Source organism: Caballeronia sp. A2-2, from assembly GCF_057612605.2.
Window position 1 is genome coordinate 267801 of sequence record NZ_JBVFIR010000004.1, and the last position, 13567, is coordinate 281367.

Here is a 13567-nt window from a genome sequence, read left to right on the forward strand (position 1 = left end):
ATGGCGATCACAGTCGAAGCATTGACCACGATCCTGCGGCGCAGCGCGTCACAGGTCGATACCTTCGCCGCCGAACTGAACGAGCTGGACGGCAAGCTCGGCGATGGCGACCTCGGCGCGACCTTGCAGAAGTGCGCGGCGAATATTCTCGCGGCGCTGGAACAACCTGCATCGTCCGTCGATGCTGTATTCAAAGCCTGCGCGATGGCCTGTGCGCGCGCCTCCGGTTCGAGCTTCGGCACCTTGCTCGGCGTGGCGTTCGTCGCGTGCGCGAAATTCACGGCGGGTTCGTCGTCGATAGAAGCGGTGCAGATGCCCGCGTTGCTCAAGAACGTGCTCGATGCCCTGATCGCACGCGGCGGCGCATCGCTCGGCGACAAGACCGTGCTCGATCCGCTCGATGCGGTGCGCGCGGCCATCGCCGATGCAACCGGCAGCGCGACGCAATACGCCGCAGCAACGCGCGCCGTCGATGCCACGCTCGACACGTTTCGCACGCGTCCGAACCGCATCGGCCGGGCGCGCATGTTCGCGGAACGTTCAATCGGCATGGACGATCCCGGCATGGTGGCGTTCGCGCATCTGCTGCACGCGGCGGGCGGCGATGTCTTCATCCACGAAAAAGACAGTGAGGAAACAGATGGCAGGCGCGCTTGAAGGTATCAAGGTACTCGATCTGTCGCGCTTCATCGCGGGACCGTTCTGCGCCATGCAGCTTGCGGACCTGGGCGCGGATGTCGTGAAGGTCGAGCGCGCGGGCAAGGGCGAGGAAACGCGTCAGAACTTGCCGCAGCTCAACGGCGAGAGCCTGTATTTCATGAGCTTCAACCGCAACAAGCGCAGCCTCACGCTCGATTTTCGGAATCCGAAGGATCAGGAAACCTTGCGCAAGTTGATCGCGAAAGCGGACGTGCTGATCGAAAACTTTCGTCCCGGCACGATGGAGAAAATGGGCTGCGGCTGGGACACGCTGCATGCGCTGAATCCGCGTCTGGTGATGGTGCGCATCTCCGGTTTCGGGCAGACGGGGCCGCTCTCGCAGCGTCCGTGTTTCGATGCCATCGCGCAGGCCATGAGCGGCCTCATGAGCATCACCGGTCAGCAAGACGGCCCGCCGATGATGGCGGGCACGTTCATGGTGGACTACGCATCGGGCCTGTACGCGACCATCGGCACGCTGGCGGCGCTCAACGTGCGCACTCAGACCGGACGCGGGCAACTCGTCGAAGCCACGCTGCTGGAAAGCGCCATCAGCATGCTCATTTCCGCGATTCCCGCGCAAGTGCAGCTTGGCGAAGCGATGGAACGCTGCGGCAACGTGGACCGCTACACCGCGCCGGTGAATAGTTATCCCTCGGCGGATGGCGCGTTCGTCTATATCTCGGCAGGCACGGATGCATTGTTCCCGCGTCTGGTCGAAGCAATGGATCAGCCGGGCCTGCTGGCCGATGCGCGTTTTTCCACCGCACGCGCGCGGCTGGAAAACGCGGTCGCCATCAGCGATATCGTCGCTGCGTGGGTGCTCAAACAAAACGCCGCCGATGTCGTCGCCGCGATGGACCGTGCAGGCGTGCCGTGCGCCAAGGTCGCGACGCTGAACGAAGTGGTGACCAATCCGCAATTGCTGGCGCGCGGGCAGATCGTCGATATCGATCATCCGATTGCGGGCCGCTATTCGACGCATGGCGTGACGGTATCGCTCTCCGAGACGCCCGGCGAAATACGCCGCGCGCCGCCGGTGCTCGGCGAGCATACGGACGAAGTGCTGCGCGGATGGGGCATCGCCTGACGCGCAAAAAATAGAAGCAAGGAGACGCATCTTGGACGCGACACAACGAGCCGTTCACGATTCCCGCTCATCATCCGAAGCGGGACGATGGCGCGAAACGCTCGGCACCTGGCGCACGGAAATCGGCGTGGGTCTGGGCTTGCTGATTCTCATCGCGCTGTTCAGCGCCATCGCGCCGCATTTCGCGAGCCTCGACAACGCATCGTCGATCCTCACGCAAACGTCGGTCACGGCCATCGTCGCGGTCGGCATGACGATGGTCATCATCGCGGGAGAGATCGATCTCTCGGTGGGCGCGAGCGTGGGTCTCGCGGGCACGCTGTTCGCGCTGTTCGTCGTCAAGGCCGGCATGCCGATGTGGCTCGCCTTCGTCTGCGTGATGGGCGTGGCCGCGTTGATCGGCATGTTCATCGGCGGGCTGCGCGTGCTGTGGGGCATTCCGTCGTTCATCACGACCATCGGATTGTTGTCGGCGGTGCGCGGCTTCGCGTTTCTCGTGAGCGACAGCACGAATATCGGCCCGTTGCCGGATTCGCTGGCCTCGCTCTGGTTCGGGCATTTGTTCGGCTTGCCGGTGCCCATCTTGCTCACGTTGATCGTCGTCGCCTACGGATGGTTCACGCTGTCGAACACGCGCTTCGGACGGCATTTGTACGCGCTGGGCGGCAACGCGGTGACGGCCACGCGCTACGGCATTCCGGTGCATCGCATGCGCATCACTGTGTTCGCGATCGTGCAATGTCTGGCGGCGCTCGGCGGCGTGATGTTCGTCGCGCGCCTGAACAGCGGCAGCGCGTCCGTCGGCGATTTGCTGGAACTGGATGTGATCGCGGCGGTGATCGTCGGCGGCACGACGCTCGCGGGCGGCGCGGGACGCATGGCGGGCACGGTGCTCGGCGTGCTGTTCGTCGCGACGCTGCGCAACGGCATGGTGCTGATGGGCGTCGATCCCATTGTCTTCATGATCGCGCAAGGTCTGGTGATCATTCTGGCCGTGTGGTGGAGCATGTTGCGTCGCGCCGGCTGGCGCCAGGAGTAAGCGATCATGAGCCATTCCTTCTTGATGAAGGCAAGCGAGATCCGCAAGTCGTATGGCGCGGTCGAGGCGCTGCGCGGCGTGGATTTTCACATCTCGCGCGGCGAGACGGTGGCGCTCGTCGGCGACAACGGCGCGGGCAAGAGCACGCTCGTCAAGATTCTCTCGGGTGCGACGCGGCCCACGTCCGGCGGCATCGAGTTCGATGGGAAGAACGTCGCGCTCGACAATACCGATATCGCGCGCGATCTCGGCATCGAAACGGTGTATCAGGATCTGGGGCTGTGCAGCAATCTGACGGTCGCGGAGAACATCTATCTGGGCCGCGAGATCGTGCGGCGGCTCGGGCCGATCAAGATGCTTGCCAAGCGTGAGATGCATCGGCGCGCCGCGCATGTGCTGAAGGATTTGTCGATCAACGTGCCGCGCACCACGGCCAACGTCGCGGGCCTGAGCGGCGGTCAGCGTCAGGCGGTGGCGCTGGCGCGCGCGCGTCTGTGGGAACGCTCCATGATCCTGCTGGACGAACCCACCGCCGCGCTCGGCGTGCAGGAAACGCGCCGCGCCATGGATAGCGTCCGGCAGATTCGCAACGAAGGCACGGCGGTCGTGCTCATCACGCACAACATGCCGATGGTGATGGAAATGAGCGACCGCGTGGTGGTCATGCGGCGCGGCGAGAAAGTGGGCGATGTGTCCACCTCGAAGCTCGGCAGCGCGGATGCCATCGTGTCGCTCATCACGGGTGCGACGGAGCGGTGGATCGAGGAGCCTGCATGAGCAGCAAGCTCGTTTCGATGGACGCCGCGCTCGATGCCCTGCGCGACGGCATGTCGATCACCGCAGGCGGCTTCGCGCATTCGCATCAGCCGATGGCGCTGTTGCGCGCGCTCATCAAACGCGGCGTGAAACATCTCACCTTGATGGGCGTGGCCGAATGCTGGGTCGCGGAGTTGCTTGCGGCGGCGAATGCGCTGGATCGCGCGTACTTTTCAAACTTCATGTTCGAAGGCTTCGGGCGATGCCGGCGCTTTTCCGAAGGCGTGGAGCGCGGTTCGATTGAAGTCGAGGATCATAGTCACTTCGGCATGGTGAACCGGTTGAACGCGGCGGCAACGGGCTTGCCTTTCATGCCGATGCGCTCCATGTCCGGCACGGATATTCTCGCGAAGCCCGGCTTCGAGCCGCGAGAAACGAAGTCGCGTCTGATCGAATCGCCGTTCGATGCGCGCGAGCGTGTGCTCGCCGTGTCGCCACTCACGCCGGATGTGGCGATCATCCACGCCGCGCGTGCGGACGAGCAGGGCAACGTGCAGTTGTACGGGCCGACATCGGTGATCGTGGAACAGGCGCGGGCGGCGCGGCATGTGATCGTGTCGGTGGAAGAAATCGTCGATACGGCAATCATCCGGCGCAATCCCGAGTTCACGGTGCTGCCCGGTTTGCTTGTGGATGCGGTCGTGCACGCGCCGTTCGGCGCGCATCCGCTGGGCAATTTCGGGTATTACCAGCACGATCAGGCGCATCTTCAGGACTATTACGACGCCTCGCGCACGCTGCAAAGTACACAAGCGTTTCTCGATGAATGGGTGCAGGCGCCCGCCGATCATTGGGCGTATCTCGACCGCATAGGCGTGGCGCGGCTGCTGCGTTTGCGCGTCGATCCCGCGCTCGGTTATACCCCTGCGGAGCGCGGTCATGCGTGATATTTCGCCCGATGAATACATGGCGGTCGCCGCCGCGCGCGAGATTCGCGATGGCGATGTCGCGTTTATCGGCACCGGTCTGCCGATGGTCGCCGCGTATCTTGCGAAGGCCACGCATGCGCCCGAGGTCAAGCTGGTGTTCGAATCCGGCATCATCGATCCGCAGCCGCGCGAACTGGCGAGCGGCGTCGGCGATTACCGTCTCGCACACGGCGCACCGATGATCGCCGGCACGTCTTACGCGTTGAGCTTGCTGCAAGGCGGCGTGATCGATCTGGGCTTTCTCGGCACGGCGGAAATCGATGCATACGGCAATCTCAATTCAACCGTGATCGGCGATTACCGCACGCCGAAAGTGCGGTTGCCGGGAAGCGGCGGCGCGAACGATATAGCAAGCATGGCGGGGCGCTTTGTCGTGATCGCGCGGTTGGACAAGCGGCGTTTCGTCGAGCGCTTGCAATACGTCACGACGCCGGGTTTTCTCGATGGCCCCGGCGCGCGCGAAGCCGCAGGTTTGCCGGGCGCGGGACCGGTGCGCGTCATCAGCGATCTCGCGGTGCTCGGCTTTCATCCTTCGAGTGTGCGGATGCGGATCGATGCGCTCTATCCCGGCGTGAGCGTGGACGATGTGCAATCGCGCTGCGGTTTCGAACTCGGCCTCGCAGATGAACTCGGCACGTTCGCCACGCCGAGCGACGAACAATTGCGCTTGCTGCGCGAGGTGATCGATCCCGAAGGCGTTTATCTCGGCGCATGAGGCATGCATGGAACGACAACACAAAGTAGGTTCGTTGACGGATGCCGTCGCCATGATTCGCGATGGCGCGACAATCGCCATCGGCGGACGAAAGAACCAGCGCGTGCCGATGGCGCTCGTGCGTGAGATAGCGCGTCAGGGAAAGACTGATCTGCATATCGTGGACGGCGACGAACATGTCCTGCGCGCGCGCTTGAAAGCCGCGGCAGCGGGCCTCGCTTTCATGCCGCTCGATCCTTCTACCGACCGGAGCGCCGACCGCGCAATAAAAGCTGTCGATGATCCGTTCACCGGCAAGACGATTTTAGTGGCAGCCGCATTGCATCCCGATGTGGCGATCCTTCATGCGCATTGGGCGGATTGTCACGGCAATGTCGTGCTGGACGCGCACAGCGATCCCGCATTCGATGCCACCCTGGCGCGCGCCTCCAGACGCGTGATCGTGTCAGTAGAGCAAATCGTCAGCGATGAAACCATCCGCCGCAATTCGCACGCCTTGCTACTGCATGCGGACGAAGTGGCCTGCGTGATCGAAGTCCCTTACGGCGCGCACCCCAGCGCCTGCGATTCACGTTACGACCACGACCCCGACGCCATCGAAACGAACGCCGAAACCCACGATGTGTACTTGCAGCAAATCGGCGCGCGCAGGCTGTTCTTACTCACGCGGCGGCTCGCGAACCGTCTATGAAAACCCACTCTGACGCGTCGCAATGAAAACGTTTTTTCCCGTGTGGCAAAGATGCAATAATGGCGGCACGATGAACCGGTAGTCTGCCGACACAGAAGCGGCGCACCGGCGGGCCACCATGGAAGATGCAATGGTCAAAAAAGCCACCGCAATCAAAACGAAAGTCTCCATTCACGATGTCGCGCGAGAGGCGGGCGTCGCGCTGTCCACCGTGTCCAATGCGCTTTCAGGCAAGGACAACGTGAAGGAATCGACACGGCTGAAGGTTCAGGAAGCCGCCGACCGTCTGGGTTATCGCGTATCGGTCGTGGCGCGCGCGCTGAGAATGCAGCGCACCTTCACGCTGGGCGTGTTGCTCGCCGATGTCGCCAACCCTTCGTCACCGGATTTTCTGCGCGGCGTGGAAGACATGGCGGAGCGCGAGTCGTGCAGCCTGCTCGTGTGCAATACCGATGGCCTGCTCGAAAAACAGATCGCGCAAATGCATGTGTTGCTCGATCGTCGCGTGGACGGTCTCGTGCTCTTGTCGCAATACTGCGATCCGCCGCTCGTGCGCGAACTGCTCAACTCGGGCACGCCGTTCGTGCTGCTTCAGCGGCGTTCGCGCCAGTTCCAGGACGATTACATCGGCGCGGATAACCACGAAGGCATCACCGCTGCCATCGAACATCTGGTGAGTTTCGGGCACAAGCGTATCGGCCTCATTCGCGGGCCAACGGAATCCACCACGGCGGATGAGCGGCTCGATGCGTATCGCATCGCGGTCGAACGGCTCAAGCTCGACAACGATCCCGCGCTCGTCATTCAGGGCAATTATCAGGTGGATGGCGGCTATCGCGCGGCGCGTGAATTCATCGCGATGGATCAGCGTCCCACGGCTATCCTCGCCGCCAACGACATGAGCGCGATTGGCGTGATGAATGCCGCGTCCGAAGCGGGCCTCTCGATTCCCGGCGATCTCTCGCTCGTCGGTCTGGACGATATCGAACTCGCTTCATATGCGCGCATCGATCTGACGACTATCGCGCTTCAGCGGCGCGACATGGGCGCGGCGGCCGCAGCCTTGCTGATGGACCGTATCCGCAAGAAGCGCAAGAAAGCCAAACAAGTGCTCTTTCCGATGAAGCTCATCGTGCGCGGTTCGACGGGCCCGGCTCCATCGAAGAAGAAGGCGCGATGATCCGCCTCTGCATTCTCGATTTCGACGGCACGCTATGCGGCACGCACGATGCCATCGCGTTCTGCATCGACCATACGTTCGATCATTACGGCGTGGCGCGGCCGAGTATCGAGCGGCGCGAGGCGGTGATCGAAACCGGCGTGGTCATGGCCGAAGCCATGGCGATACTCAACGCCGGAACGCCGCATGCACGCGATGCCGAACAATGGGCGAGTACGTATCGCGCGCTTTATCGTGAGCATGGAATCGCGCATAGTCATTTGTTCGAGGGCGTGAACGAAGCGCTCGCGCAACTGAAGGCGAGCGGGCGCGCGCTCGTGATCGCGAGCAACAAGGCGCCTGCATCCGTGGATATCGCGCTGGCGCATTACGGGCTGGCGCCGTTCATCGACTTCGCCGTGTGCGATCCTCAGGGCGTGCCGAAGAAGCCCGATCCGGCTTCATACACGCAACTGATCGCGCCTGCGTTTCCCGGCATCGCGCCGAATGAAGTCGTGATGGTCGGCGATACCGCGGCGGACCTCGGTTTCGCGCGCAATATCGGCGCTTATTTCGCGTGGGCGAGCTACGGTTACGGCGATCCGCGCGCCGGGTTGGCGGCGCGTTCGGATCGTGTGCTGAAGGCGTTCGCGGAGTTGCCGGACATCATCGACACGCTGCCGCTTCGTTAATTTCGTAGTCCGAGAATATTGCGCGGATCGACTTGCGTGCGAAGGATGTGCAGTTCCTCATCGCTCGGAGATTGAGTGCGGGGCACGCCGCCGAGATCGCCCAGATCGAAGCCGGTGGCATCGCGCAAGGCTTCGTCGCTCACGCCCGCATGGATCGACGCGACCTTCATGCGGCCCGCTTCACGATCGAAATCGAAGATGCATTTCGGCGTCACGACCATGCACGGACCGCCCGAATCCAGCCCCAGTTCGCGCCGTCCCGCCAGCCCGCCCGGATAGCCCACGCCCGATACGTAGTCCACTTTCTCGACGAAATTGCGCCGGTCGTGGTGCGGCATCATCACGTATTCGCGGCCGAATAAGGTCATGTGTTCCGGCTGAAGGATAGGCCCGACGAGCCGCACCTTCGGCTTGTCATGCGGCCCGATGCACACGCTGTTGATATTGCCCACGCGATCGACCTGTCCCGCGCTGCTGAAGCCGAAGCGCACATCGCCACGTTTCAACACCCACGGACCGGGATGGCTGGTCATTTGCGCTTCGCAGGGAAGATCGCGCAGCAGGGCGTCGTGTTCGGAATCGGGCAGACGTTCGAGATCGTCGAGCACGGGATTGTGATAACACCCTGCAAGCAAAATGGTGAGATTCGGCGCGTGCGTGCGGCGTGCGAGTTCCATGGCGGCGAGCGGGATCGACGTGCCGTATGCAGCGGCGGCAGCGCCCGTCAGAAGGCCGGTGAAGCCCACTTCGCCATCGACGAAGGTGCGGGCCAGAACGACGGCGAGCGTCTCGTGAAGGGTGGCGGACGGGTTCATAGCAGGGACTCGAGATCGAAAAGACGCGCAAGGCGGGCCGCGCCGACGCGCTCCAGATAATCGTGCTGATCGTGCGGCTCGATGACGTAGCGCTGAAGGTAAGCATCGAATGCTTCCCCGCTCGACGATGCTTCCACATATTCGCTCATATGCTGCTCATCGGCGAGATAGCGCGACAACACCGGCGTGGGATGCGCGCCCCAAGGCACTTCCACTACCGCAGTCGTGCGATACGACGGCACTTCGTTGAGATGCGCATGCTTGCGGATGAACGCCTTCGAGACGATCTTCTCGACCGTCACGATGACCTTCTCGCACGAACGCGCGAGCAGCACGTCGCCGTTCTGCGGCAACAGCCTGTGCGCCGGAAAGATCACGTTGCCTTGCTCGTCCGCGGCGACGGCGTGGATCACGACGACATCGGGCTCGGCGGCGGGCAGCGCCTGCATCGGTCGGCCGGTGATCGGACAGGCGAACGACTTGATAGCCGGGTTATGCGTGAGCACGTCGTTGCCGCCGAGAAAGCTCACGGGCCAGAAGGCGAGCCCTTCCTGACTCGCGCGGAAACGGTCCCAACTCGCAAGCTCAGGATAATCGACCACCTTCAACGCGCCGCTTTCCACATGACGCCGGAAGTTGCGCGCAAGCCCGTATTTTTCCAGTCCGACGTAGGACGTCTCGACCGTTTTCAGACAGCCCGCGCCCGCGAGCAGATCGATATCGTAGCTATTGGCCGTGCCGACGATGGTGAGATCGCGGCGGCGCGCGCGGGCGAGTGCGCGCACGAAGGCCATCGGCTTCTGATAGACGGCGAAACCGCCGAGCGCGACCCGTGCGCCGTCGGGCACGAGCGCGACGGCTTCATCGAGTGTTCTTAGCTTGCTTGCTGGTGCAGTCATTTCGCTTTGGATGATTTACGACAGGGATTTCACGAGATCGAGGTATTGCTTCACGCTCGGCGCGTCTTCTTTCGTATAGAGCTTGGGCGGCACGAGTACGTAACGTTGTTCGTTCGAACCGCGCTTGGCCTTCACGGCGGTTTCGACCGCGAGATAGCCGACGCGATAGGGTTGTTGATCCGCGACCGCTTCGAGATTGCTTTTCGGGTCGAGCAGCATGTTCGCGAGTTCCTGACTCATGTCGATGCCATAGAGCCGCGCTTGCGCCTTCGAACGCGTCGCCGCCACCGCCGCGCCCGCCACCGTGCCTGCGTTCGAGGCCCACACGATCTGCGTGTGCGGGTCGCGCTGAAGAATGTTTTCCAGCCCGTTGGCGCCTTGTTCCGGCGTGCTGCCGGACACTTCCGCGACCACGTTGAGCTTCACATCGGCGAGCGCTTTCATCATGCCGTCGCGGCGCGGGGCGCTGTTCGCGTTCATCGGCGGCAATGAGATCAGGCCGATGGAAGCCGTGCCCTTGAGTTGCTTCTCGATGTAGTCGTGCATTTGCTTGCCGACCGCCGAGGCCAGCGCGAAGCTGTCCACGCCGATCGAATGGCTCGCGATGGACTTGTCCGCGAGTTGCGTGTCGTATTCCACGACCATGATGCCTTTGACCTTCGCGCGTTTCGCGGCGGCTTCGGTGCCTTGCTTGTCGAGCGGCGGGATGATGAGCGCATCGACGTTGCGGGTCATGTAGTCATCGACAAGCTGGCTTTCCACCGGCAACTGCCGCCGGTTCATGCCGACCAGAAGTTCGACGTTGTTGGCCTTGGCGGCATCGCGCATGCCGCGCTCGATCTGCTGCCAGAACTGCGAGTCGCGCGCGTAGATGATCGCGCCGATGGTGAGCTTGTCGCCGGATGCCGCGCGCGCCGGTCCCGCTGCGGCGATCACGCCCGCCACGCCGAGCTTGAGGATGTCGCGGCGGCTGCGTTTGACGGGTGCTTCGGGATCGCTGGGCATGATGTTGTCTCCTGAGGCGTGGATCGCGCCGTGTCTCCGGCGTTGAAATTTAAAACGTTTTAAGAAAACGCCGTTTGAGCCGGAAAAAGATTCGCGCCTTGCAGGCTCATTGCACGTACTTCGGGCGAACCCTGTTGCGTTCGTACCTTCGATGAGTCAGAATTATTGAAACGTTTTTATTCCGGCGCAAGCTCTTTTTTCTTGGGTGTATCCCTGATGTCGAAACAGACGACCGCGCCCGAACCGCTCGAAACACCCGATCGGCCCACCATCCTCGATGTCGCGGCGGCATGCGGTGTGTCGCCCGCTACCGTGTCGAACGTGCTGGCGAACAAGCCTTACGTGAAGGAACAAACGCGCTTGCTCGTGCAGCAGAAGGTGGCCGAACTCGGCTATCGGGCATCGCGCGCGGCGCAGAGTTTGCGCACCGGGCGTAGCTGGTCGGTGGGGCTCATCATCGGCGACATTTCGAACCCGTATGTCGCGGAAATCGTGCGCGGAGTGGAAGAAGTGCTCTGGGCGAAGCGCAACAACCTCATTCTCTGCAATACCGAATTCGACGCGGACCGCAAGATGGCGTATGCCGCCTCGCTGCTCGATCAGCACGTCGAAGGGCTGATCCTCGTTTCGCAGACCTTCAGCGAGGAAGAAGCGCGCCTGCTCAATCTCGCGGATGTGCCCGTTGTCACCGTCAATCGTCCGTGCGAAGTGTTGAACGCGGATCAGGTCGGCGTGGATGGCGCGGGCGGCATTCGCGCGGCGGTGCAGTATCTCGCGCAGCTCGGGCATACGCGTATTGCGTTCGTGAAGGGCGCGGCTTCGTCGCCTTCGGCGCAGGAACGCTTCGTGGCCTACAAAAAAGCGCGGCGCGCGCACAAGCTCGTGTCGGATGCGGCGCTCGTCGTGCAGGGCGATTACACGATGGAGTCGGGCAGCATCGCGGCGCGCGAGTTGTGGGCGCGTGACGCTGCGCCGACTGCCATCGTCGCGGCGAACGATCTGATGGCCATTGGCGCGCTCGGGGCGCTCAAGGAAATGGGAATCGACGTGCCGCGCGAGGTGTCGGTCGTCGGCTTCGACGACATCTTTCTCTCGAATCATCCCCTCGTGCGGTTGACGACCGTGCATTACTCGAAGCGCGATATCGGCGTGAATGCGGCTCGGCTGTTGATGCGCCGCATCGAAGGCGAGCGTGGCGACGGGCCGCGCGTGGTCACGCTGGATACATCGCTCGTCGTGCGAGGCACCACCGCGCCGCCACGTTTGCTCAAGTCACGCTCATTTAGGAGGACATCGCAATCATGAAGGACAAGCTGGTCGACCTCGATACCGCGCTCGCGCCGGTCGAATCGGGCTGCACGCTCGCGCTCGGCGGCAGTCTGCTCAGGCGTCAGCCGAACGCGGCGGTGCGCGCGCTCATTCGACGCGGCATCACGGATCTGACCTTGCTGACTTGGGCCACCACTACTGCTACCGACATGCTCGCGGCGGCGGGCGCGGTGCGTCGATGGGAAGGCATTTACGCGGGCATGTTCAGCCACGGTCTTGCGCCGAACTTTCGGCGCGCGGTGGAAGCGGGCGAGATCGAAGTACGCGATTTCTCGGAAACGGCAATGGTCGCGCGTTTTCGGGCAGCGTCGGCGGGCGTGGAGTTTCATCCCATTCGCACGCTGCTCGGCTCGGATATCGCGCGGCTGAACCCGGAGCAGATCCGCGAGTTCACGTGCCCGTTTTCCGCCAAGCCGCTGCATGCGATTGCCGCTGCCAAGTCCGACTTCACGATCATTCACGGCTATGTGGGCGACTGCTACGGCAACGTGCAATGGCCAATCGTGCGCGACAGCGACGACATCGATCAGATGATCGGCAGTTCGGCGAAGCGCCTCATCGTGACCGTGGAAAAGATCATTCCGCACGATGAAATCAAGCGTAGACCGACGCTCACCTACATTCCGGGCAACTGGGTCGAGGCCATCGTGGAAGTGCCTTACGGCGCGCATCCGGTCGCGTGTGACGGGCATTACAACGAGGACGAAGCGCATCTCGCCGACTACCTCGCACGATGCCGCACGCGCAAAGGCGCATCCGATTATCTCGATGAATTCGCGCGCTACGTGGCATCGCATGAAGCGTATTTGCAGAAGGTCGGTGGCATCGACGCCTTGCGCGCGTTCGATGTCACGGCCTGAGGACAAGCCATGAACACAGAGACCTTCACGGGCAATGAATTGCTGACGAGCGTGGTGGCGCGACTGGTGCGCGATGGCGATCTCGTCTTCGTTGGCGTAGGCACGAACGGGCGCGCGTTCACGCTTGCGGTCGGCATTCCGCTCACTGCCGTGCGGCTCGCGCAACTCATGCATGCGCCATCGTCCGCTGTGTATTGGGGCAATTTGCTCGAACCGGATTTGGGCAACGTGCCGACCGATATTCGTCAGGATACCTTCACGAAGTGGCCCGCAGCGGCGAGCCCGAGCGACACTGGCATCAAGTGCGACATGCTCGCGCGGCTGGCCTTCGACGTGTGTTTCGATTCCGCCGCGCAGATCGACCGGCACGGCAATCTGAACATCACCGCTATCGGGGATTATCGGCATCCCAAGGTGCGGCTGGTCGGCTGCCTTGCGCAGACGGAGCACTTCGCGTTCGTGGCGCGGCCGATTGTCGTCGTCGATCTGGATCAGCGTACGTTCGTGGAGGAAGTCGATTTCATCACGAGCGTGGGGCACGTCAGCCGGGGACGTTCGCGCGAAGAACTGGGCTTGCCCGGTGGCGGGCCGCATCGCGTGGTGACGGACAAGGCGGTATTCGATTTCGATCCTTCGTCGAAGCAGATGCGAATTGCCTCGCTGCATCCCGGCGTGACGCTCGAAGAAGTGCTGGACAACATGTCGTTCAAGCCGCGTGTGCCTGCATCGATTTCTGAAACTGAATTGCCCAGCGCCGACGAATTGCGCTTGATTCGCACGGTGATCGATCCGCATCGCGTGTTGTTGCGGGCTTGATGTGTTTGAGGAG

15 protein-coding genes are annotated in these 13567 nt (G+C 62.8%); 12 read left to right on the forward strand and 3 right to left on the reverse strand.

Features of this window, described 5'->3' with window-relative positions; all coding sequences use genetic code 11:
• From ACZCWR_RS32160 to ACZCWR_RS32200, 9 genes are all read left to right on the forward strand, one after another.
• Positions 1 to 657 carry a DAK2 domain-containing protein gene (locus ACZCWR_RS32160; protein WP_487306725.1) on the forward strand — a complete coding sequence of 219 codons (657 nt, stop codon included), beginning with the start codon at positions 1 to 3 and terminating at the stop codon, positions 655 to 657.
• Positions 641 to 1789 (forward strand): CaiB/BaiF CoA transferase family protein, encoded by a 1149-nt coding sequence (locus ACZCWR_RS32165; RefSeq protein WP_487306726.1) that lies wholly within the window; start codon positions 641 to 643, stop codon positions 1787 to 1789. Before ACZCWR_RS32160 ends, ACZCWR_RS32165 begins: the two co-directional genes overlap by 17 nt.
• Before the next feature lie 31 nt (positions 1790 to 1820).
• A complete protein-coding gene (locus ACZCWR_RS32170) occupies positions 1821 to 2828 on the forward strand; it encodes an ABC transporter permease (protein WP_487306727.1) in 1008 nt (335 codons plus the stop codon).
• 6 nt (positions 2829 to 2834) lie between these two features.
• On the forward strand, positions 2835 to 3605 hold the full coding sequence (locus tag ACZCWR_RS32175; RefSeq protein ID WP_487306728.1) for an ATP-binding cassette domain-containing protein: 771 nt from the start codon (positions 2835 to 2837) through the stop codon (positions 3603 to 3605).
• A complete protein-coding gene (locus tag ACZCWR_RS32180; protein WP_487306729.1) occupies positions 3602 to 4531 on the forward strand; it encodes a CoA transferase subunit A in 930 nt (309 codons plus the stop codon). Before ACZCWR_RS32175 ends, ACZCWR_RS32180 begins: the two co-directional genes overlap by 4 nt.
• Positions 4524 to 5288 carry a CoA-transferase subunit beta gene (locus tag ACZCWR_RS32185; protein WP_487306730.1) on the forward strand — a complete coding sequence of 255 codons (765 nt, stop codon included), beginning with the start codon at positions 4524 to 4526 and terminating at the stop codon, positions 5286 to 5288. The genes ACZCWR_RS32180 and ACZCWR_RS32185 overlap by 8 nt, the downstream gene beginning before the upstream one ends.
• A gap of 7 nt (positions 5289 to 5295) precedes the next feature.
• Positions 5296 to 5979, forward strand: a complete 684-nt coding sequence (locus ACZCWR_RS32190; protein ID WP_487306731.1) for a CoA-transferase — start codon at positions 5296 to 5298, stop codon at positions 5977 to 5979.
• Between the two features lie 130 nt (positions 5980 to 6109).
• Positions 6110 to 7159 (forward strand): LacI family DNA-binding transcriptional regulator, encoded by a 1050-nt coding sequence (locus ACZCWR_RS32195; protein WP_487306732.1) that lies wholly within the window; start codon positions 6110 to 6112, stop codon positions 7157 to 7159.
• A complete protein-coding gene (locus ACZCWR_RS32200) occupies positions 7156 to 7830 on the forward strand; it encodes an HAD family hydrolase (RefSeq protein WP_487306733.1) in 675 nt (224 codons plus the stop codon). Before ACZCWR_RS32195 ends, ACZCWR_RS32200 begins: the two co-directional genes overlap by 4 nt.
• Here ACZCWR_RS32200 and ACZCWR_RS32205 read toward each other — a convergent pair.
• The 3 genes from ACZCWR_RS32205 to ACZCWR_RS32215 are packed head-to-tail and all read right to left on the reverse strand — an operon-like array spanning position 7827 to position 10549.
• Positions 7827 to 8645 (reverse strand): hypothetical protein, encoded by an 819-nt coding sequence (locus ACZCWR_RS32205; protein WP_487306734.1) that lies wholly within the window; start codon positions 8643 to 8645, stop codon positions 7827 to 7829. The two genes, ACZCWR_RS32200 and ACZCWR_RS32205, sit on opposite strands and share 4 nt — an antisense overlap.
• Complete coding sequence (locus tag ACZCWR_RS32210; RefSeq protein ID WP_487306735.1) at positions 8642 to 9544, reverse strand: CoA transferase subunit A; 903 nt, start codon at positions 9542 to 9544, stop codon at positions 8642 to 8644. The genes ACZCWR_RS32205 and ACZCWR_RS32210 overlap by 4 nt, the downstream gene beginning before the upstream one ends.
• A 15-nt stretch (positions 9545 to 9559) precedes the next feature.
• Positions 9560 to 10549, reverse strand: a complete 990-nt coding sequence (locus tag ACZCWR_RS32215; protein WP_487306736.1) for a sugar ABC transporter substrate-binding protein — start codon at positions 10547 to 10549, stop codon at positions 9560 to 9562.
• Positions 10550 to 10765: 216 nt separating this feature from the next.
• Between ACZCWR_RS32215 and ACZCWR_RS32220 the strand changes: the two genes are divergently transcribed.
• Genes ACZCWR_RS32220 through ACZCWR_RS32230 form a run of 3 tightly spaced genes read left to right on the forward strand, consistent with a single transcriptional unit; the run spans position 10766 to position 13554 of the window.
• Complete coding sequence (locus tag ACZCWR_RS32220; RefSeq protein WP_487306737.1) at positions 10766 to 11854, forward strand: LacI family DNA-binding transcriptional regulator; 1089 nt, start codon at positions 10766 to 10768, stop codon at positions 11852 to 11854.
• On the forward strand, positions 11851 to 12738 hold the full coding sequence (locus ACZCWR_RS32225) for a CoA transferase subunit A (protein WP_487306738.1): 888 nt from the start codon (positions 11851 to 11853) through the stop codon (positions 12736 to 12738). Before ACZCWR_RS32220 ends, ACZCWR_RS32225 begins: the two co-directional genes overlap by 4 nt.
• A gap of 9 nt (positions 12739 to 12747) precedes the next feature.
• Positions 12748 to 13554: a CoA-transferase subunit beta gene (locus ACZCWR_RS32230; protein WP_487306739.1), complete on the forward strand. Its 807-nt coding sequence runs from the start codon at positions 12748 to 12750 to the stop codon at positions 13552 to 13554.
• Positions 13555 to 13567 lie beyond the last annotated feature (13 nt).

Coding starts and splice junctions, on each gene's coding strand:
- ACZCWR_RS32230 (WP_487306739.1), top strand. CDS start 12,748: ATGAACACAGAGACCTTCACGGGCAATGAATTGCTGACGAGCGTGGTG.
- ACZCWR_RS32225 (WP_487306738.1), top strand. CDS start 11,851: ATGAAGGACAAGCTGGTCGACCTCGATACCGCGCTCGCGCCGGTCGAA.
- ACZCWR_RS32165 (WP_487306726.1), top strand. CDS start 641: ATGGCAGGCGCGCTTGAAGGTATCAAGGTACTCGATCTGTCGCGCTTC.
- ACZCWR_RS32180 (WP_487306729.1), top strand. CDS start 3,602: ATGAGCAGCAAGCTCGTTTCGATGGACGCCGCGCTCGATGCCCTGCGC.
- ACZCWR_RS32220 (WP_487306737.1), top strand. CDS start 10,766: ATGTCGAAACAGACGACCGCGCCCGAACCGCTCGAAACACCCGATCGG.
- ACZCWR_RS32210 (WP_487306735.1), bottom strand. CDS start 9,544: ATGACTGCACCAGCAAGCAAGCTAAGAACACTCGATGAAGCCGTCGCG.
- ACZCWR_RS32195 (WP_487306732.1), top strand. CDS start 6,110: ATGGTCAAAAAAGCCACCGCAATCAAAACGAAAGTCTCCATTCACGAT.
- ACZCWR_RS32215 (WP_487306736.1), bottom strand. CDS start 10,549: ATGCCCAGCGATCCCGAAGCACCCGTCAAACGCAGCCGCCGCGACATC.
- ACZCWR_RS32185 (WP_487306730.1), top strand. CDS start 4,524: ATGCGTGATATTTCGCCCGATGAATACATGGCGGTCGCCGCCGCGCGC.
- ACZCWR_RS32175 (WP_487306728.1), top strand. CDS start 2,835: ATGAGCCATTCCTTCTTGATGAAGGCAAGCGAGATCCGCAAGTCGTAT.
- ACZCWR_RS32190 (WP_487306731.1), top strand. CDS start 5,296: ATGGAACGACAACACAAAGTAGGTTCGTTGACGGATGCCGTCGCCATG.
- ACZCWR_RS32160 (WP_487306725.1), top strand. CDS start 1: ATGGCGATCACAGTCGAAGCATTGACCACGATCCTGCGGCGCAGCGCG.
- ACZCWR_RS32200 (WP_487306733.1), top strand. CDS start 7,156: ATGATCCGCCTCTGCATTCTCGATTTCGACGGCACGCTATGCGGCACG.
- ACZCWR_RS32205 (WP_487306734.1), bottom strand. CDS start 8,645: ATGAACCCGTCCGCCACCCTTCACGAGACGCTCGCCGTCGTTCTGGCC.